The organism is Brevibacillus brevis (assembly GCF_022026395.1).
In the GTDB taxonomy this organism is placed as follows: Bacteria; Bacillota; Bacilli; order Brevibacillales; family Brevibacillaceae; genus Brevibacillus.
On sequence record NZ_CP041767.1, the window covers coordinates 4,454,885 to 4,474,062 of the forward strand.

Below are 19,178 nucleotides of genomic sequence, written 5' to 3' on the forward strand. Positions count from 1 at the left end.
CCTCCTTCTATTTATCAAATATTCAGGCAATGAACCTTAGAAAAACGTATCACATCGGACAACTTGCCAACATAAAAAATGGCTGAACCGTACAAAAACAGGCACAAGCTGCACCATCCTCGTTTGAGTGCAAGCGCATTCAATTTTGGGACGTAGAAAGTCTCCGCCCAGAGTCTGATACAAACTCCTCCACAATATGTTAAAGTTATACATAAATTGGTATGGACATCAAAAAGGAGAATACGCACATGCGACGAATCGCGGGTTACATCATTATCGGAATCGGAGCGATTTTTGTTCTGGCTACCTACCTGAACGTACCGCTCGCACTGGACTTGCTATGGCCAGTCTTCCTTCTCATCCCAGGAATCGGGTTTCATATTTTCTTTTTTATGAACCCAAAGCCAAATCGCGCTGGATTGCTCGTACCGGGCGGAATCTTGCTCGTTTATGCCCCACTCTTCTTTTTCAGCCAGCTATTTTTTCATGGGGATATGAGCACGACGTGGCCCTTCTTCCTGCTCGGTCCTGCCGTGGGGCTTACTGAGCTGTACCTATTCGGCAATCGCAAACCCGCTCTCTTGATCCCCATTGGCATCCTCACCGTTCTTGCTATCGTATTTTTGATCGCGAATCTGGCGTCTACCCAGGTAGGCGGCATCCTTGGCTTGATCCTGATCGTATTAGGCGGGATCATGGTGACACGTAAGAAAAACGATGAATATCCCATGTAAGCTGTCGGAAAAAACAGACCAATCCTCCCCCCAAACGGGACGCAGGATTGGTCTGTTTGCTTAAAACCCCAATCGTTTCTTCAATTCCTTCACGACATTGCGACTAACAGGCACTTCTGTTTTGCGGTGATCTTGCATGACTAGATGAATCGAGCCTTTGAACCAAGGGACGAGCTCAGCCGTTTTAGATAAATTGACGATAAAAGCCCGATGCGTCCGAAAGAACTGCTGGCGTGACAGCCTGCTCTCCAGCTCCTGCAACGTAAACGTGGTCGCATATTGCTCACCTGCTGTATAAATGTTCGCATACCTTCCTTCCAAGGTGGCATAGACGATTTCGTTTGGATCAATCAGCATGATCTTGCCGTTTTTTTCTACGGGGACACGACGCGGCTGAGTATCGACCAGCACATTTTGCAGAAGGGACTGTAGCCTTTCCTCCAGCAGCGGTGACGCGTCCAATGCAGGTTCGCTTTTCCGCCTCATTTTTCGTACCCGATTCATCGTCTTTTCCAGACGCATTTCACTGAACGGCTTGACAATATAATCGACGGCTTCGGCCTCAAATGCTCGAACCGCATGAAAGTCATACGCGCTTGCAAAGATGATAACAGGTGGATTGACCATGGATTCGAGAAGCTCCTGTCCCACATCAACTCCATCCCTGTCCTGCAAATGAATGTCCAAAAAGACCGCGTCTGGCTCTGTCTGAAGCACCGCTTCCAACGCCTCTTCCCCGCTGCCCGCCTCTCCTACTACGGACACTTCCGAAAACTGCTCCAGCAAATACCGCAGTTCTTCTCTGGCAGGCGTCTCATCATCGACGATGAACACTTTGAGCACTGACGTTCACCCCTATCGGTAATTGTATGGTGCATGTTGTACCGCTCCCGCTTTTGCTCTCGATCACGATTCCATACGGTTCTCCGTAGATCGACTGGAGACGGCTTTTTACATTGGCAAGACCGATCCCGGATAATTGCCGCCCTGCACGCTTCTCATTTAGGGCTGGTTCGAATGGGTCCATTTCCATTCCGACCCCATTATCTGCCACTGTCAGTTCGACGATTTGCTTTTCTTTGCGGCGCGCACGAATCACTACCGTTCCCCCTTCGCGTTTGGGCAATAGCCCGTGCTTGACCGCATTTTCTACCAGAGGCTGCAAAATCAGTCCTGGCACAGTAATCCGCTCTACACCATCCTCGATGTCGTACTCTACATGGAGCTTGTCCCCGAACCTCGCACGTTCGATGGCCAAATACGCTTCGATATGCTCCAGCTCACGCGCCAGACTGACATATCCGCCAGAGTCATGCAAATTACGCCGGAAGTACTCCCCTAAATGAATCAACAGTTCACGGGCCTGTTCGGGGCGGAAGCGAATGAACGAAACGATCGTATTGAGCGCATTAAACAAGAAATGCGGATTGATCTGCGCATGCAAGGCTCTGATTTCTGCATCTGCCAACAAACGGGATTGCTTCTCCAGCTCAGCCAGTTCGAGCTGACTCGAGATCAGGTTCCCCAATCCACGCACGAGTTCCAGGTCCACTGCCGACAATTTGCGAGACCGATCCTGATACAGCTTGAGCACGCCCGCCACTTCACGTCTTCGCATCAGAGGGACAAGGATCGCATAGCGCAAGGAACAATTCGTCTCCCTGCACCCAATCTCTTCTTTCGTCTGGGCAATTTTTACTTCTTTGGTCGATAAAACTTCACGGGTCGCCTTAGTCGTTATGCCTTCTCCAACTACGTGATGGGACGAGCCTGCGCCAACATGCGCAAGCACAGAGCGCGTATCGGTAATTGCTACCGCTGCTACACGCGTCGTCCGCAATATTTCCTCCGCTACCTTTTGGGCAGAATCATACGTCAGTCCTTGACGCAAGTAAGAGAGTGTCTTGTCCGCTACTTGCAGCGTTCGCTGGGCTTGGAGCGCGCCAATCCGATCCTCTTCCTTTTTGGCCAAATCAATTATAATAATCAAAATAGCAATTCCAACCGAGTTGACGACTGACATTGGTACACTAATGGCCTGCACCAATGCCAAAGCGTCAGCGTAAGGCCGTGCGATTAGAAGAACAATTCCCATTTGCAGCCACTCCGCCAAGAAACCAACGAAGAGTGCTGTCGTCCACCCGATTTTTTTGCTGCGGTTACGGAGGAACTGATAGATTAATCCCGCAAACAAGCCCTCGCTAATGGTCGAGATGGCACATGCCAAATCTGTAAAGCCCCCCAATGAATAGCGATGAATTCCCGCAATCAACCCTGTCATCAGCCCTACCCAGGGACCAGCCAGCAATCCAGCCACGACAGTCCCGATCACACGTGAATTCGCAATCGCATCCTGATACCAAATGCCATTATAGGTACCCAGTATGGAAATAGCAGAAAAAATGACGACCATCAGTGCTTTTTCTCGCCATGTCGCTTGCTGGTTCAATATGCTGCGGAATGCTCGTACACGTGTAAACAACAAGGCCGCCACTATCAAAACAGCCGTCCGCTCCGTCAACGGAACCATTAATGCCATATTCATTGGTTGATCCCTCTCCTGTCGCCGCCCGATGGTTCCTGCTTGTTTCTGTAACTAATCAAAATATTCACTCTCTACTACGTATTTCCCTTTTGTTTCTCTTCCTTTCCTAGTAAAAAAGGTTGCCGAAATGATTTCGACAACCCATGGATATCCGTATCGTTTTAATACTCGAACTCCAATATTTTGCACTTTTCCTTCGGCTCAAATCCTAGCTTTATCCCCAAACGAACTGATTCCTCATTCGTTTCCAGCGTGGTCCAGTGCGGTGTCAGCCCATGTTCCACGCAATGCTCCAGGTACGCCGCACAAGCAAGCGTAGCAAAGCCTTTGTTCATATCGGCTTCCTCGTACGTTTCCACGCTAATTTCATGGTCACGCTCATGGACACAGCAAGACAGGCAAGCACTCACAATCGCATTTCCTTTACATACGCAAAAACCTACTCCCCACTGCAGAAAATCATCCACCGAATGATAGAATTCCTCCACAACCTCGAGCAAGATGTTGTCCGGATCGTTTTCAATGACGCCTGCATCGATTCTTTTCAACGTGTATCCTTCGGGCAGAGGGCGATAGCTGATCTTTCGCGCTTGGAATTGCTCGGGATTGAACTGGTAGTAATACTCCCAATCCGTTTCGATCTCTCGATGCGAGATGGCTTTGGTCACTGCTTTTTCCCACGTCTCATCTGGGACAACTGCCAGAAAATGAGTGCCCCCGCACGATTCGGTCGTATATGTGCGCAATTCCCCCTCAATAAAGCCCCCCAGATCCGCTGTGAACGCTTCATTGGCAGCATCCCCTACGAAAATGCTGATCACTCCTGTTTGATCGACCAAGGCTGTCCGGGGCTGCTCCACATCGTCTACGTAAATCACTCCTCGATTTGTCCCATTGATAATCGCATGGATGGTCAAAATGTTCACATTATCAGGCGAGACCAACGTTCTGATTTTTGCATAATCATTTGTTTCCAATCGATGAATCATCCTAATTTCGGCCCTTTCTCTCTCTTTTGGACATCTGTGTACTTATGCGGCTAATAGCGGAGCGAAGTCGTCCAGACTCAGCTTCCGCACAAAAGTCGGGTCATCGTCCACGTTCCTTTCCTCGGAGGATTCCAGCTCTTCTGCAAGCAGTAGGCGAGCCCGGTGCAGCCGGGATTTCACTGTGCCTTCCGGGATGCCTGCTCGCAGGGCAAACTTGCTTGATTGGCAAATCCTCGTAATAGTGAAGCCAAACGACGATGCGCAGCTCTTGCTCCAACTTCCATACTGCCTCTGTTAATTCAATCGCTTCGTAGGGAGCCTGTACCGCTTTCTCCTCTATTTGTAGTGAAAACAGCTCTACGGTTGTTGGGCTTCGTTTCTTTTTTCTCTGCCATTGTCTGCATTCGTTTATGAGAATTTGAATCATCCATGTTTTGAAATAAGCAGGCTCTCGTAGCGTTCGGATGGCTCTGAATGCTTTCATCACCGCATCCTGCACCACATCGGCACAATCCTCGTCCCGCCCGACATAGGTTCGTGCCAAGCCATACAAAGTCCGCTCGTACGATTGAATGACTCTGGCAAAAGCTTCTACGCTGCCGTCCTGCGCCAGCTGAATGTCCTGCTGAACTTCCCTCTTGATGCTCACATCGCATAACCCTCCTTTTATATCCAACATTTGGTTCTCATTAGTATAGATGATAGAGACGGGTAAATGGTTCATGAGGCATTCATTTTTCTGCTTCGCAAAATAGAAAAAGACCATCCCTTCAGCTTTATCAGCTTGAGATGGTCTTGTCATGCCGTTACATCAATAAATTACAGGTTACCTCTACGCTCTTGCTCGCGCTCCAGCGCCTCGAACAGTGCCTTGAAGTTGCCATTCCCGAAGCCACGTGCACCTTTACGCTGGATAATCTCGATGAACAGCGTCGGACGGTCTACAATCGGCTTGCTGAACAGCTGTAAGAGGTAGCCTTCGTCGTCTCTGTCGACCAAGACTCCCAGCTTTCTCAGCGCCTCGATGTCTTCGTCAATTTCCCCTACACGCTCTTTCAAATCTTCGTAGTACGCATCTGGCACCATGAGGAAATCCACACCATTATCACGCAGCTTCGATACAGTGTCGATGATATCATTGGTCAGGATAGCAATATGCTGTACCCCTGGCCCTTTGTAGAACTCCAAAAATTCCTGAATCTGCGACTTGCGGCGTCCTTCTGCCGGCTCATTAATCGGGAACTTGATGCGTCCGGTTCCGCTTTGCATCACTTTGGACATGAGCGCAGAATACTCTGTCGAGATGTCGTCCTCACTGAAATTTTGTACAGCTGTAAAGCCCATGACCTTTTGGTAATATTCTACCCACTCATCCATGACCTCGACGTTACCAACGATGTGGTCGATGCCGATAATACCCGTACTCTCTCCTTTGACAGGAGATTGGTAAGCTTTATAGCCTGGGAAGAATGGTCCGTTGTAATTTTTTCGTTCGATAAAGGAATGAATGTTTTCGCCGTACGTACCGATAATCGCTTTTTTGACCGTCCCGAATTCATCGGTATACTCAGTCGGCTCCATGATCGGAATGGCTCCGCGAGAAACTGCCTCCCGGTAAGCCTGCTCACAATCCTCTACACGCAGGGCAACGTCTTTGACGCCGTCCCCATGCTTTTTCACAAAATCCGAGATCGGGCTGTCAGGCGTAAGCGCCCCGCTGATCACGAACGTCATATGCTTCTGCTTCAAGACGTAGGAAACCTTTTCCCGAGAACCTGTCTCCAAGCCCGCATAGGCTACTGCTTCAAATCCAAACGCTTTTGTGAAATAGTGCATGGTTTGCTTGGCGTTCCCTGTATAAAACTCCAGGTAGTCCCAGTCCTGAATCGGGAAAAAATCGGTATTGCTCATTGCCTACCCCTCCGCTTTCCTTTTCGATTATTGACATTATTTTGTGAATTGGGATTATTTTGTCGTTATCTTGAGAGTACATTGGAAGCGCTTCCCCTTGCAAGAACACGGAACAACGCGAAAACGCTAAAACGCTTTCATTCATTAAAGTACGCACGCGAGTAACAACTGGATACCAAAAAGCCACCGATCAAGTTGACCGATGGCTTTCCCTGAGTTTAGCTACTTACCTGTGTTTGAAAACAAATTGTTTCAGTTCCGCCAGAGGGGCCGCTCCTACGACTTTGTCGATCAATTCCCCGTTTTTGAGCAAAATGGTCGTTGGCAAACTCATAATGCCATACTGATTGGCAATCTCCGTTTGTTCATCGACATTGACCTTTAGGACTCTCACTTCGCTGCTATGCTCTCCGTCAAACGATTCGAGTATCGGCCCAAAAAAGCGGCATGGCCCGCACCAAGGTGCCCAAAAATTGACGAGAGTATAGCCTTCGCTTTTTACATCATGTTGAAACGTAGTATCTGTCGTGTGGCAAATGCTCATTTGTACTTTCCTCCCTTTTATAAGTTGAACAGTTAATCAAAATGATCATTAAAGACCTTTAATATCCTTAATGGAGACAAAAAAATAACTCTCTGTACTTCGATCATTTCAAATAACTCATTCATAGACTTATCGTATCTATAATATCCCTTAAAGATTTTTTGTGTCAAGTTGCACCATCCAAAAATGGGCATCGAAAGTGCAGGATGACAGCGCGAATCACTCTTCCCCTTGCTCATGCTCCCCATTCACTTTATGATGGATGTATTAAGTCCATGATTGAGGTGTCTTATGAAGTATTCACAGGCAACAGACTATGCCCTCCATGCGATGCTCTATCTGGTAGCAGAAGCCCCTGATAAACCCGTTAGTGTTCAGCTTTTGGCAGAAAAGCTGGGCGTCTCACAAACGTACCTATCCAAAATGCTGACCAAACTGGTCAAGGCTGGGCTGATCCACTCGATCTCCGGCGCAAATGGCGGATACAAGCTCAAACGCAACCAGGATGATATATCGTTTCTGGATGTTATCCAAGCCATTGAAGGGACCACCTCCTTGTTTGAATGCAGTTTCCGACATGATAGTGCCTGTCTGATTCAACAGGTTGTGACTGAGGCCGAGCAGCAAATGATGCAGACGCTAAAGAGTAAAAAAATTGCTGATTTGGTCCCACATATCCCCAAACCATGATCGACTGTCGTAAAACAACTTCCATGAAAAGCTCCGGCCGCCTCGACCGGAGTTTTTCTTCATAATGGTATCGCTCAATCGAAGAGAAAGGCGTGAACAAGGATGAGCCAATGGACGGAACAAGCGGCCAAGCAATGGGATCAATTTGCAGAAGACTGGCAAAAAAGAAGTGAGCACATGTGGGAAAAAGGGAGTCGAAGCACCATCCTTCCCTATTTTATGAAGCATGTACCTGTCGGATCTGGATCTGTTCTCGATGCAGGCTGTGGTGACGGCTATGCCAGTTGCAAGCTTGCAGAGCACGGCTACCAGGTGGAGGGCATCGACATTGCCGGGGAAATGATCCGCCTCGCTCATGACCGGGTCATTTCCTTCTCGGGATCCGTTCATTTTCAGACAGGAGACATCAGTGAGCTTCCTTTTGCCAATGATTCATTCTCCGGTGTGCTCTCCATTAACGTAGTGGAATTCACTCCGTCTCCGCTCAAGGCAATCCTAGAGCTTCACCGCGTGCTCGCACCCGGAGGAATTCTCGTCTTGGGTATCCTCGGTCCTACAGCTGGTCCACGTGCGCATAGCTATCGCAGACTATATGAAGAGACGACGATCCAAAATACGATGATGCCCTGGGAAGCCAAGCAGTTGGCGAGCGAAAATGGCTTCACACTGCTGGGCGAAGATCCGGTATACAAAGAGGGAATTACGCCAGATATCGCGGGCCGCTTAAGCGTAGAGCTGCGGGAGGCTGTCAGCTTTTTGACCTTGTTTGCATTGCGGAAATAGATCAGAATGCTCTCAACTTTAGTGAAGTATGCCGGTCACACCTATGAGAGGGAAAACCGGCAATTTTTTATGATCAATCACGTCGGACAGAGTCCCGTTAGTCTAGGCTTTGCTATTCCATAACTGGGCAGTTTACTAACCAATATTTCGTTGTTAAAATGGGTCGTGCTATTAAAAATTATTTATTTTTCATTCTTTTTTAATTACTTCTACTATAACTTTGTGCGACACACATCTCGGAAGGTGAGTATCATTATCAACGAATACAATTTTACAATTATTGCCCCTATCATTTGCTTTCATTGTGGGAATGGGAGCTTTCACAAATCTGATAATAAACACCAAATATACAAAGATCTCATCAATAATGAAATCATTGAGATACCGGTAAAGCGTCAACGGTATCGATGCACTGCTTGTGGTACGAAAGAATGGGACGTTGTGTTGGGAGCATCAACGCATTTGAAAAAAACGAGAAGATTACTCTCCTTTGAAAAGCAAGCGCAACACATGATTAAGAAGCCGCTTCCCTGAAGCTTACAGGGAAACGGCTGGTTTTTTTCACATACTTGCTCATCAATTAGCTCTTAAATTCAATGACATCCTCCACTGTGCCTGTTCCTTTCTCCAAATTGACGTCGGTAAAGTGTACATTGTATTTCGGCTGCGGATTTCCATTTGAATACCAGTAAACGTCAATAAATTGCAAAACATCGTCAACTGTCACACCCGTAGCAGAAATTTCGTATGCACTTTCAGATGGGGTAAAATTTTTCGCTTTCATAGCCTCTTTTGCTTTTTCAATAAAAGGGGCAGCTTGTTCTTGTGGAAGATCTCGCATAACGACGCCAAGCTCATTGATCACTTTTGCACTTTTTACTGTCGCTGTGCCTTTCTCGACATCAACATCAACAAAATGGACAACATACCCTTTCGATTGTTCTTCAGCACTCCATAGAAGCTGTAAGGTCTTGTCTTTCTTGCTCCCGAAATGCGTCACCTCATATCCACTATTTGGAAGTTCGATCTTCTCTGCTTGCAAAGCCTCTTTTGCTTTTGCAAGAAACGGAGCCACCTGTTGATCTGTCAATTTCAAGAGATCCTTTTTTTGTTCCTTGTCCTCCTGTTTTCCTTTTCATCCTCCTCTTCCAAAGCGATGAGCTTATCATAATTGTCTACATATACATCATCGATTTTCCCCGTTCCTTTCTCCAGATCGACATCTGCAAAACGCACGGAGTAGTACTTACCTTCCTTTTGCCCCGTCTCAGGACGCCAGGTAATATGAACGCTTTCCAGCACATCGTCATAAGCACGGCTGCTGCTTGACAGCTTGTACCCGCTCGCTGGGAGAGCTATATTTTTTTCTTGCAAAGCCTCTTTCGCTTTTTCGATAAACGGAGCGGCCTGTTTTTCTGTCAGTTTCTCTTCGAAGTAACCTGGCCGATTAATGACCTTTACCGTTTTCACCGTCCCTGTTCCTTTTTCTGCATCGATATCCTCAAATTCGGCGACATACGCCTTGTCCTTCACGTTAGTTTCAGATCGCCATACGACAGTCAAAGTATTGTTTTTCTTGCTGCCATAATTCCGAGCTTTGTAACCACTTTCCGGAAGGGAGATATTTTCCGCTGTGAATGCTTCTTTTGCTTTTGCAAGAAACGGCGCCGCCTGTTTTTCTGTCAGTTTCAAGAAATCGAATTCCTCGTCTGTTGCCTCGGCTGCAACGTTATCCTTCGTATCGTTGAGTGCGGCGCTGGCAGCTACAGGCGAGAACATGGCCGTCACTGTCAAAGCACTCATAACAGAGAGATTCAGCCATGCAGCAGTTTTTTTCGTTTTGGACTTTTTCATCGTACTACCTCCAAGGTTTTTGCGTTGGATCGAGTGTTTCTACGTAAACGAAAAAACGACAACTGTCAAATCCGCTTAGATCATCGATGGAATTCGCGATGTGACGTACACCACTTCTTTCGTAGAGAATATCGAAGGAGTATTCCAGTGGGAAAATAAAGTAGATGCGGATGTTGTGATGGATGGACAATTTATTACGGCAGTTGGAGGGGCATACGTTGAATTTGCGGTACTTGTATTGCAAGCCCTAAAGCTGGAGGATGAACACTCGTGATTTGCCTATCGAACGAATATTGAGCGGTTCATGTAAATCCTCCGTACCCCTTCGCTTTCGTTAGCTAAGGGGTAAGTTTAGTGTGCGTGTAAATGTAATGCTTTCCTTATGGATGCATCAGATTTGGCTTTGTCACGAGCTGCTTGCAGCTATTCTATTATGTGAATGGTTTGGGAAGATATCGTGAACGATCAATCTTTTGATTGGTTTTCCCAAGATGATTTTTCGTTAATTTTGGGGGGAGATTGCAATATTATCGTCGGTACTTATCAAAAACTAGTACATCTACATGGTAATTCTGCTTATATGCTTATTGCTTTCCGAAATACCTAATGATGCCAAGATATTATCCATTTCGATGTGGATGCGATTTGCAAGAAAGAAATGCCGGTAGCGTACATTCCTAGCGAGCAGGGATTTTCACTAGACATATGCCAAGAAATCTTGCAATTGCTCCTTGGAGATCGTCGTGTGATTGGCTTGGAAGTAACTGAATTTTCCGGACTCCGGGATGTAGATCATCATTCGTCGAAAATGCTGGCTCAGCTGCTGGTTAATAGTCTTGCGGCGAAGAAAGGGTTAGAGAAATGAAAAGAGTAGAAATCAAGGCTAGTGGCGGGAAAATTGATTCTCTTGTTTTTAACGGGGAATATTATCATACAATGCGCCTAAAATTAGAAAAGTTCGAGCTGGAGGGAAATGAACTATACGATAACCCTATTCGTGTGCGAAATTTTCGAGTCAACATAAAAATATCTCAATCGATCATAAGGATTTATTGATCAATTCGTTCCCAAAAGGAAAGACAAAAAGAGCCGCATCAGCGACTCTATAAAGATTGGGGGGAATTAACATGTATCCTGTGCCTCATTTTACGTTTTGCGAAAGTTCAATGCTATTCGTCGTCGTTGTCATCAACGAATACATCGTATAGAGTACCAGTTCCCTTATCTACATCGACATCTCTAAAGGACACCTCATAAACCTTTCCTGATCTTCCGTTGGTGCCTTCAGGAACAAAGGAAACTTCAACCGAGCGAAGTACATCATTGGTAGTGAATGTGACAGCCTTAATCTCATACCCGGTTTCAGGCAGCTCGATATTCTTTTCTTTCAAAGCTTCTTTTGCTTTTTCAATAAAAGGGGCAGCCAATTCTTGGTCAAGTTTACCGATTACGGTACCGAATTTATTAATGACCTTTACATCCACCGTACCTGTTCCCTTGTCCAGATCGGCATTTTTAAACTCGGCAAGATACACTTTCATCGTACGTACTTTTTCTTTATCTTCTGGAAGCCATATCACAATTACAGTATTTGAATTTTTGCTGCTGAAGTCAGTATTAATCTTGTATCCACTTGCAGGAAGTTCAATATTCTTTTCTTGGAAGGCATCTTTTGCTTTTTGAATGTAATTGGCTTCCTGCTCTGCTGTCAGCTTACTATCAGCCTTCTTGTCTTTCTTGTCGTCTTCGTCATCCTGCTGTTCTTTGTGTTCTCTAACAAATGATTTGAATACTTTACCGGTTCCTTTATCCAAATCGACATCTACAAAATGCACATAGTAGACCTTTCCGGATCGCCCATCAGTACCTTCGGGTAAAAAGGACACTTCAACCGAGCGAAGTAAATCATCAGTAGTGACTTTGACACCTTTAGCTTCATACCCAGTTTCAGGAAGGTCGATATTCTTTTCTTGTAAAGCTTCTTTTGCTTTTTCGATAAAAGGAGCGGCCAGTTCTTGGTCAAGTTTACTGAATACGGTGCCGAATTGATTGATGACCTTTACACTCACCGTGCCTGTTCCCTTATCCAGATCGGCATTTTCAAACTTGGCTCGATACACTTTCATCGGTTTCTTTGCTTCATCTTCATCTTCATCTTCAGGAAACCAACTCACATATACGGTCTCTGTCTCTTTCATGAAATGGTATGCTTCAATCTTGTATCCACTTGCAGGAAGTTCAATATTTTTTTCCTGGAAGGCATCTTTTGCTTTTTGAATATAAATGGCTTCCTGCTCTGGAGTCAGCTTAATATCTTCCTTCTTGCCCTTCTTGCCCTTCTTGTCCTCTTCGTCATTCTGCTGTTTTTTGCTATCCGCTTTTTCCACTTTTTTTACCTGCGCGACAATACCATCTTTGTTCCCGTTCATGGCCGCCTGTGCAGGAATTACAGGGAATACGGCAGTTACCGCCAACGCAGACAGAGCGGAAACGCTCAGAAATGATCCCAGCTTCGATTTTGTTTTTTTCATAGAAAATCCTCCATTGGTTCGGTGCTTATCGAGCCAAAGTACTCGATAGCATTGATAGAGTATCAATCCAATGTCATGGCTTCGTCATTACGATGTCATGGATTTGTAAATTCCATCCATTTATCCACTAATTGATCAATTTCCAAAAAAACGAAAGGACGGCTTCTTCGCCGTCCTCCCACTCGTTTATTTCACCGATTCTGCTATTTTCACATATTCTTCGATCGGCTTGGTTCCGAACGTTTTGTAAATGACACCTTTGCTCGGCTCCCAGAACAGCACCTGCAAGGCTGTCAGGTTCGGATCTTGAGCGCTCCACGCCTTATACTGGCAAGCATACGCAGTCGTTCCGTTTGCCAGCTTGATTTCCTTCACGGTGCTTTTGCCTTCGATGTACGGGACCTTCCCTACCTCTTTTTGGATGTCGCCTTTCATGATGTCGATGAAAAAGCGTTCATCCGGATTGGTCGGGTTCTGGAAATTGACAGTTACAGACTCCTCATCCTCTGATTTCGTCAAGCTGTACGTGATGACGGCTCCCACAGGCAGCTTCGTCGGCATTGGGATCTTCGAGCCAAGCCATTTCTCGGCTTCTTCTGCGGTAATTGTTTTTGTATCGGATTCGATTTCGTATTGATCCGGTGGCGTGGGAGGTGTACCCACTCCGACAGACTCTGCCATCTTTTTCAGTTCATCCACAGCGAGGCCGCTTGCCAATTGGTACACAATTCCCTTCTCTTCTTCCCACAGCAGACTGGATTCGGAAAGTAACGCTTGCAGCTTATTCTTTGATCAAGCAACAACCGAGAAAATGAGTTAACAGAACAAACAACTCATACTTTTCAACCCTTAGGGAAACCTAAGGGTTTTTTACGGTATTAACTCTTTTTTTAATCACAAGTTTCGCATATACGTAAGCGTCACATAGACTTAGGCCTCATCAAGAATTTTGATGTAATACGACACCTATCCCATCACGCGACAAGTGCTCGGAAGCGAAGATGACCATGGCAAATAAGGCTCGATCGCTTCTGGATTTTGTGGATTCGAAAGCTGCGGAAGCTGCTCGAACAGATACTTTAAATATTGAAACGGAAGAAGTCCGTTTTCCTTCGCCGTCTCGATCACGCTGTAGATCGCCGCACTTGTCTTCGCGCCGCGAGGCTTATTCGCAAATAAACAGTTCTTTCTTCCGATCACGAACGGCTTGATCGAGCGTTCACTTCGGTTGTTATCGATTTCGAGTCGGCCATCCTTCAGGAATTCGGTCAATTTCTCCCACTGATTCAGGCTATAAGCAATCGCTTGTCCGACCAGACTCTTCGGTAGGGTTTGAGAGCGATGTTGCTTGAGCCACACCAAATAAGTCTCCAGGATTGGAAGGCTTTGCTTCTTCCGCTCGGCATATCGTTCTTCTGGCGAAGCATCCTTCAGTTCGCGCTCAATGGTGAAGAGAGCATTGCAGTAAGCCAGTCCTTGACTGGCTACCGAATCCTTGTTATCTCTCGTCGCCGGCGGAGCTGCTTTCAGCGCTTCGTCATATTTACGCCGCGCATGTGCCCAGCATCCCACAAGAGTCACACCAGCAACCTTATGATAGCCCGCGTAACCATCGACATGCAGGTAACCATTGAACCCGGATAAGAAGCTTTGAGGATGCTCGCCGCCACGTGTCTTCTGGTAATCATAGATGACCGCCGGCGTTACGCCGCGTCCGGTGCGATACAGCCACAAATACGAGGACGATTGGGCAGACTTCCCGGGCTCACGCAGCACTTGCAGCGTCGTCTCATCTGCATGAAGCACATCCTGCCTTAGCAGATAAGCTTTCATCACGGAGACCAATGGCATGAGCCATTTCTCGGCTCCGTAGATCATCCAATTCGCCATCGTCTGACGAGATAACGTGTATCCAAGACGACGGTGAAGCCAAACTTCCCGGATAAACAGGTCTTGGCATCGCAGTTGTGACGATCGGGGTTTGAATATCTTCACGTTCACAATAACGGCAAGCATACACATTCCGCACGTGACGGATGACCTTCACTTGTGGTGGTACAACGGCAATTTCACTGCGTGTCTCGGTACTCATCTCGTGAAGAAACCCACCGCAGCACGCACATATTTGCTCGCCTTCAGAAAGTGTATAGGTAATGGTCTCTACAGGTAGCTTGGAAAGATCCTCTGTTCGCTTGCCGGATAACTTGCGCCGCTCGTAGGTGATTTGTTCAGACAGCGGCTCTTCATCGGCAGGCGATGCAAGCATTTCGGCTTCGTTGAACAACGGGATTTCTAATTGATCCGGATGCGTCTGCTCGCTGGAAGCACCGAAACGCTTCTGCTGCGCTAAGCGGAACTGCTCTTCGTACCATTTGAGCTTGGCCGATAGTTCGATGATTTGTTGTTGTAGAGATTCAATGGTTGGCATATCTGCATGTTTTTCCATACTTTACACATTAGATAATAAAAACCCAATTACTGTAAGTGCCTCTGACAAAGTGATTACAAAGATGTGACTAAATGACGGAAACGGCATTAACCTTGGGATGCGCTTGCCGCTGGCTGAGTGAAAGACCATCCAGCAGCCAGCGAAGCTCCCTGCTCGAAATGGCTACTACTTCTTCTTTACCTGTCGGCCATTGAAATCTGCCACGTTCCAGACGGCGATAATAAAGCCAGAACCCATTATGATCCCAGTAGAGAATCTTGAGCTTGTTACATGCCCGGTTACAGAATACGAACAAGCCGGAGGAGAACGGATTCAGACCAAAGCTTTCCTGAACGATGGCGGCAAGTCCGTCGATCGACTTGCGCAGATCGGTAGAACCACAGGCGAGAAACACACGCTGATTGCTTGGAAAGGTTAGCATGATGAAGTAAGCGCGTGAATTACTTCGCGCAGAAGCTTCGGGTCAAAACCGGAATGAGAGAAGGAACAGGAAAGGTGCTACCAGGCAGATCTACGGCGGCAAGCGGTACAAACTGAACGGGAGAAGTCTTTGGATCTGGAGTAGCCCTGGATGAAACACGATTTATTTTGTAGAGCCAATATTTCAATTGTTCGACAGAGCATTGATTTGCGGTGCACCAAGCTTTCATCGTGAGGCCACTTGCCCGATAGGCTTCGATGCGTACATACCAATCTTGTCTGCGTTGTTCTTTGGCATTCATGAGATACCCTCCGTATTCAGGTTAATCTCATGATCTCTTAGCTAGCATAGTGGTTGAAGGTGGGAAGAGTTTGGCGCTTACGTTTAATCGGTAGGTTGTCATGGTTTTGTCAAAGATCGTCTCGAGCATTGGGGCAAGCTGGAATCCGGGTATGAAAAAAGAGCCGCCATACGCGACTCTCCATCTTCTTCGTCCACCCTGCTATGTGAAACTTGTTACTAAGGAACGGTTCTTCTTACCCAGATATCCCATAATTCACCAGTTCCTTTCTCTAAATCAACTTCATCAAAATAAGCAAGATAAACTCTTTCCTTTATAGAAGCGATATCAGTCCCTTCAGCAACGCCGTCGGGATACCAGTAAATTCTCACCTCTGGTAGTCGTTTCGGTTGATCATCGTGGTACCTAATCTTGCTACTAATCCAATAGCCACTTTCAGGAAGTTTTACCTGCTTCTCTTGAAAAGCGTCTTTTGCCATCTGGATAAACGGGGCTGCCTGTGCTGGTGCCAGTTTCACACTCCTGATAATCGGCTCTGGTGGTATTTCGTCCACGATTCTCGTTTCTTCTTCGTTCGTTTCTACGTTCTCAACTGTACCTGTTCCTTTTTTTAAATCAACATCTGAAAATTGCACGTAATAAAGCTTGTCATGAACAGCTTGATAAACGTTATTGCTTTTCGTATATCTTGGGTACCAGTAAAGATCGACAAGCGCTATTGTCTCTTTTTCCGTGATGGGTTTTACGACCAAGCATCCCGCCAGATCGTAGCCGATTTGCGGAATTTTGATGTTTTTGTCTTTCCAAACTTTTGTTGCCTTGTCTATATACGGGGCGAACATCGTGTTTGGTTTGAACGATACGATGTCCCTGCGTATACAAATCTTGATCTCTTTAATTGTGCCCGTTCCTTTCTCCAAGTCCACATCGGTCAAATTGACAAAATAGCTTTCGTGAAAGCCTATCAAAGGTGGTTCGGCTCCTTCCTCTCTTTTTGGATGCCACCATATCTCAGCGGTCGTTGTATCCTCGCTCGTTTCACTGGAAAATGAAAGCCTGTAATTATTATCAGGCAGGTCGATATGATTGGCGATAAACGCATCTGTTGCCAACTTGACGAAGGGCTCTCGCTCTTCTTTACTAAAGTCAGTGCGGATTAACTTCACTGAACTTTCTTTGGTGGGTGTCGGATTATCGGTTTTCTTCTTGTCCTGATGCTCTTCACCTTCATTCGGTTCAAGCGTGTTTGACGCCGTTGTTTCCGTCTTAATGACATCTTTGTTTTTATTGATTTCAGCCAAGCCAAACGTTGTCGGGGAGAAGCTCAAAGCAAGGGCTAACACGCCCATCACTCCAATACTTAACCATAACCCCAGCTTCATTTTTGTATCGGTCAATTTTTTCACAATTCTATCTCCTTACAGTCCTGCTTCTTATTCTGCGTTTTCGCCATACCAATGGGATTCACCGTAATTCCAAATAACCTCAAGTTCAACCATTTTCCCTACGCCTTTATCCACATCGGCGTTGTAAAATAGTGCGTAGTAAACCTTTTCCTTGATCTTGCTCTCTTGGCCAAAAACAACACCATTGGGATACCAGATGATATCCACATGATTTTTGCCTTCCGTCACGGTACTGCTGATCCAATAACCGGTTTCAGGTGTTGGCATGCCTTGCGCATCGAACGCTTCTCTTGCCATCCGAATATAGGGGGCCGCCTGATCCTTGGTCAACGGATCAAAGGATTTTTTACTCTGCTCGTGGCTTTGCTTCCAAGCGATTTCTTTGGTTTCAAGGTTTGCTGGTGGAGAGGTTTCCGTCATGATGGCATCCTTTTTACTGTCCAGAACAGCAGGGCCGAAAGCAGCCGGAGAAAAGAAGGAGGCCAGACCTAGTATGCCGATAACAGCAAGGCTAAGCCTGAAGCCGTGGGACTTTATCTTTATTTTTTGGATAGTTCGCAATACATGCCTCCATAATTACCTCGAAGTTTGATCTGGAACCAGGGTGTAAACCGATGTTCCGCCGTTCAATCTGCTTTTCATATAAATACTGCCTTGGTGTGCCGTAGCAATCGCTTTGCTTAGAGACAACCCTAAACCGTGACCGTTCTTTTTCCGATCCCTCGCGCTATCCAGCATAAAAAATGGTTGAAAAACATTTGTCAGATGCTCTTCCGGCACCCCACAGCCATGATCTTCCACACAAAAAACAACAAATGAGTCCTCTGTGTAAACAGTAAATCGAATCACTGCATCGTTTTCAGACGCTTTGGAGGCATTCTCCACGAGATTGTTTAATAGCACCAAAAAAAGCTCCGGATCGACGGTAACCGTAGAGACTGAATATATGATTTCCAGCGTTTGGCCCTTTCTGTCTAACGAAAACTGGGAGATGATTTTCAACTGCTGCATAAGGGAAGAAACATCAACTTGCTGCTTGTTCAGTGCCTCCCCATTTCCAAGTCGGAAAAGCTCCAACAGCTTTTTTGACATCCCGTCAAGCCGTTTGCTTTCCGAATGAATGAAGCTCAGGGCCTGCTCGACGTCTTTTTCTTCCAGGTCATAATGCTGAAGCAAACTGGCATAGCCCATGATGGATGTAAGCGGCGTTTTGAATTCGTGGGCCAGACTTGCGATAAACGCCTCTCTTTCCGTTACGCCCCTCTGCAGAAGCTCCATGTTGGCTTGAATCGCTTCTGCCATATGATTGAAGTCAACCGCAAGCTGGCCAATCTCATCGCCGCGCTGAACCGTTATGCGATGCTGATAGCTTCCTTTTGCAATCGCTTGAGCCTGTGTGCTTAACAGACCGAGTGGACGCAAGGCTTGTCTGATTAGGACATATAAACCTGCCGCAGAAACGGTCAAGCCAACCAATACCCAAAATGAAATCTGTAAGGATAGTGACTTTTGGTCAGCGATCAGGTTCGTTATGTCATGAGCGTAATCCAATCGAAGCAGCTGGTCATCGATCTTCATCCAACTCGAGACAAACAGTACGGTGCGCACGTCTATGTTTCGAATGACATAGCTTCGTCTCCCGTCTTTGGGTGGCGCAAGAGCCATTGCCTTTTCTTCTTCATCCGGTATACTGCTATACAGCTTCTCCCCGGATTCGCCTGTTATGGCCACATGGCTTTTCTGATCAGTAAAATACCGCCCATAATTTTGAAAAGCTTTGGTAAGGATGTCTTTCTTCAGTGTTGGATAGTAATCATCAATCGTACTTTCATACATTTTCAACGCGTTCCCGATCATGCTATGGTTCTCACGGGAGCTGATGATTTCCCGTTGAAGATTGTACTCAATGGAAACCTGTATGATCCTGTACGAAAAAAAGACGATGACCACCGTCACCAATCCGAACACCATGAGATAGATTCGCATCCACAGAGGAGTCTTCTTAACCCTCTCACGCATC

The 19,178-nt window shown here is 46.4% G+C and carries 20 protein-coding genes and 1 pseudogene; 5 read left to right on the top strand and 16 right to left on the bottom strand.

The window, feature by feature from the left end; all coding sequences use genetic code 11:
• Positions 1-248: 248 nt before the first annotated feature.
• Positions 249-734, top strand: coding sequence for a hypothetical protein (locus FO446_RS21165; protein ID WP_173610865.1), 486 nt, complete (start codon positions 249-251; stop codon positions 732-734).
• Positions 735-794: 60 nt separating this feature from the next.
• Here the strand turns inward: FO446_RS21165 and FO446_RS21170 are convergent, their stop codons facing one another.
• The 6 genes from FO446_RS21170 to trxA all read right to left on the bottom strand — a co-directional run bounded on the left by FO446_RS21170 (position 795) and on the right by trxA (position 6,723).
• Positions 795-1,577: a LytR/AlgR family response regulator transcription factor gene (locus FO446_RS21170; RefSeq protein ID WP_173610864.1), complete on the bottom strand. Its 783-nt coding sequence runs from the start codon at positions 1,575-1,577 to the stop codon at positions 795-797.
• Positions 1,552-3,279 carry a sensor histidine kinase gene (locus tag FO446_RS21175; protein WP_173610863.1) on the bottom strand — a complete coding sequence of 576 codons (1,728 nt, stop codon included), beginning with the start codon at positions 3,277-3,279 and terminating at the stop codon, positions 1,552-1,554. The genes FO446_RS21170 and FO446_RS21175 overlap by 26 nt, the downstream gene beginning before the upstream one ends.
• A gap of 161 nt (positions 3,280-3,440) precedes the next feature.
• Complete coding sequence (locus FO446_RS21180; protein ID WP_221868078.1) at positions 3,441-4,268, bottom strand: GNAT family N-acetyltransferase; 828 nt, start codon at positions 4,266-4,268, stop codon at positions 3,441-3,443.
• Between the two features lie 100 nt (positions 4,269-4,368).
• Complete coding sequence (locus FO446_RS21185; RefSeq protein ID WP_237898982.1) at positions 4,369-4,917, bottom strand: sigma-70 family RNA polymerase sigma factor; 549 nt, start codon at positions 4,915-4,917, stop codon at positions 4,369-4,371.
• A 170-nt stretch (positions 4,918-5,087) separates the two neighbouring features.
• A complete protein-coding gene (gene hppD / locus FO446_RS21190) occupies positions 5,088-6,179 on the bottom strand; it encodes a 4-hydroxyphenylpyruvate dioxygenase (protein WP_173610860.1) in 1,092 nt (363 codons plus the stop codon).
• Between the two features lie 226 nt (positions 6,180-6,405).
• On the bottom strand, positions 6,406-6,723 hold the full coding sequence (gene trxA / locus FO446_RS21195; protein ID WP_017250634.1) for a thioredoxin: 318 nt from the start codon (positions 6,721-6,723) through the stop codon (positions 6,406-6,408).
• Positions 6,724-7,014: 291 nt separating this feature from the next.
• Here trxA and FO446_RS21200 point away from each other — a divergent pair, with 291 nt between their 5' ends.
• Positions 7,015-7,413, top strand: a complete 399-nt coding sequence (locus tag FO446_RS21200) for an RrF2 family transcriptional regulator (protein ID WP_173610859.1) — start codon at positions 7,015-7,017, stop codon at positions 7,411-7,413.
• Between the two features lie 102 nt (positions 7,414-7,515).
• Positions 7,516-8,196 (top strand): class I SAM-dependent methyltransferase, encoded by a 681-nt coding sequence (locus FO446_RS21205; RefSeq protein ID WP_232774476.1) that lies wholly within the window; start codon positions 7,516-7,518, stop codon positions 8,194-8,196.
• Between the two features lie 580 nt (positions 8,197-8,776).
• On the opposite strand, the gene FO446_RS21210 is transcribed toward FO446_RS21205, so the two are convergent.
• Both FO446_RS21210 and FO446_RS21215 read right to left on the bottom strand, forming a co-directional pair.
• Positions 8,777-9,286, bottom strand: coding sequence for a hypothetical protein (locus FO446_RS21210; RefSeq protein ID WP_237898983.1), 510 nt, complete (start codon positions 9,284-9,286; stop codon positions 8,777-8,779).
• A 2-nt stretch (positions 9,287-9,288) separates the two neighbouring features.
• The gene (locus FO446_RS21215) at positions 9,289-10,050 is read right to left on the bottom strand and encodes a hypothetical protein (RefSeq protein ID WP_232774479.1); all 762 of its coding nucleotides are present in this window, start codon (positions 10,048-10,050) and stop codon (positions 9,289-9,291) included.
• A gap of 100 nt (positions 10,051-10,150) precedes the next feature.
• On the opposite strand from FO446_RS21215, the gene FO446_RS21220 reads away from it, so the two are divergent.
• Both FO446_RS21220 and FO446_RS29115 read left to right on the top strand, forming a co-directional pair.
• Positions 10,151-10,324, top strand: coding sequence for a type 1 glutamine amidotransferase family protein (locus FO446_RS21220; protein WP_173610857.1), 174 nt, complete (start codon positions 10,151-10,153; stop codon positions 10,322-10,324).
• Positions 10,325-10,684: 360 nt separating this feature from the next.
• Positions 10,685-10,915, top strand: coding sequence for a hypothetical protein (locus FO446_RS29115; protein ID WP_217367202.1), 231 nt, complete (start codon positions 10,685-10,687; stop codon positions 10,913-10,915).
• A gap of 304 nt (positions 10,916-11,219) precedes the next feature.
• Here the strand turns inward: FO446_RS29115 and FO446_RS21225 are convergent, their stop codons facing one another.
• From FO446_RS21225 to FO446_RS21260, 8 genes and pseudogenes are all read right to left on the bottom strand, one after another.
• Positions 11,220-12,581: a hypothetical protein gene (locus FO446_RS21225; protein ID WP_173610855.1), complete on the bottom strand. Its 1,362-nt coding sequence runs from the start codon at positions 12,579-12,581 to the stop codon at positions 11,220-11,222.
• Between the two features lie 186 nt (positions 12,582-12,767).
• Positions 12,768-13,307: a DUF4367 domain-containing protein gene (locus tag FO446_RS21230; protein ID WP_173610854.1), complete on the bottom strand. Its 540-nt coding sequence runs from the start codon at positions 13,305-13,307 to the stop codon at positions 12,768-12,770.
• Positions 13,308-13,547: 240 nt separating this feature from the next.
• Positions 13,548-15,027, bottom strand: a pseudogene (tnpC, locus tag FO446_RS21235) (IS66 family transposase).
• 70 nt (positions 15,028-15,097) lie between these two features.
• Positions 15,098-15,451 carry an IS66 family insertion sequence element accessory protein TnpB gene (gene tnpB, locus FO446_RS21240; protein ID WP_173610853.1) on the bottom strand — a complete coding sequence of 118 codons (354 nt, stop codon included), beginning with the start codon at positions 15,449-15,451 and terminating at the stop codon, positions 15,098-15,100.
• Between the two features lie 19 nt (positions 15,452-15,470).
• Complete coding sequence (gene tnpA, locus FO446_RS21245) at positions 15,471-15,752, bottom strand: IS66 family insertion sequence element accessory protein TnpA (RefSeq protein ID WP_229088128.1); 282 nt, start codon at positions 15,750-15,752, stop codon at positions 15,471-15,473.
• 218 nt (positions 15,753-15,970) lie between these two features.
• The gene (locus FO446_RS21250; protein ID WP_173610852.1) at positions 15,971-17,158 is read right to left on the bottom strand and encodes a hypothetical protein; all 1,188 of its coding nucleotides are present in this window, start codon (positions 17,156-17,158) and stop codon (positions 15,971-15,973) included.
• A gap of 27 nt (positions 17,159-17,185) precedes the next feature.
• Positions 17,186-17,719, bottom strand: coding sequence for a hypothetical protein (locus FO446_RS21255; protein ID WP_173610851.1), 534 nt, complete (start codon positions 17,717-17,719; stop codon positions 17,186-17,188).
• Between the two features lie 15 nt (positions 17,720-17,734).
• On the bottom strand, positions 17,735-19,177 hold the full coding sequence (locus tag FO446_RS21260; protein WP_221868074.1) for a sensor histidine kinase: 1,443 nt from the start codon (positions 19,175-19,177) through the stop codon (positions 17,735-17,737).
• Position 19,178: the final 1 nt, after the last annotated feature.

Excerpts from the sequence above, each read along its gene's own strand:
- FO446_RS21165 (WP_173610865.1), top strand. The coding sequence starts at position 249 with ATGCGACGAATCGCGGGTTACATCATTATCGGAATCGGAGCGATTTTT.
- FO446_RS21175 (WP_173610863.1), bottom strand. The coding sequence starts at position 3,279 with ATGAATATGGCATTAATGGTTCCGTTGACGGAGCGGACGGCTGTTTTG.
- FO446_RS21180 (WP_221868078.1), bottom strand. The coding sequence starts at position 4,268 with ATGATTCATCGATTGGAAACAAATGATTATGCAAAAATCAGAACGTTG.
- hppD (WP_173610860.1), bottom strand. The coding sequence starts at position 6,179 with ATGAGCAATACCGATTTTTTCCCGATTCAGGACTGGGACTACCTGGAG.
- trxA (WP_017250634.1), bottom strand. The coding sequence starts at position 6,723 with ATGAGCATTTGCCACACGACAGATACTACGTTTCAACATGATGTAAAA.
- FO446_RS21200 (WP_173610859.1), top strand. The coding sequence starts at position 7,015 with ATGAAGTATTCACAGGCAACAGACTATGCCCTCCATGCGATGCTCTAT.
- FO446_RS21205 (WP_232774476.1), top strand. The coding sequence starts at position 7,516 with ATGAGCCAATGGACGGAACAAGCGGCCAAGCAATGGGATCAATTTGCA.
- FO446_RS21215 (WP_232774479.1), bottom strand. The coding sequence starts at position 10,050 with ATGAAAAAGTCCAAAACGAAAAAAACTGCTGCATGGCTGAATCTCTCT.
- FO446_RS21225 (WP_173610855.1), bottom strand. The coding sequence starts at position 12,581 with ATGAAAAAAACAAAATCGAAGCTGGGATCATTTCTGAGCGTTTCCGCT.
- tnpB (WP_173610853.1), bottom strand. The coding sequence starts at position 15,451 with ATGCTAACCTTTCCAAGCAATCAGCGTGTGTTTCTCGCCTGTGGTTCT.
- tnpA (WP_229088128.1), bottom strand. The coding sequence starts at position 15,752 with ATGAATGCCAAAGAACAACGCAGACAAGATTGGTATGTACGCATCGAA.
- FO446_RS21260 (WP_221868074.1), bottom strand. The coding sequence starts at position 19,177 with ATGCGTGAGAGGGTTAAGAAGACTCCTCTGTGGATGCGAATCTATCTC.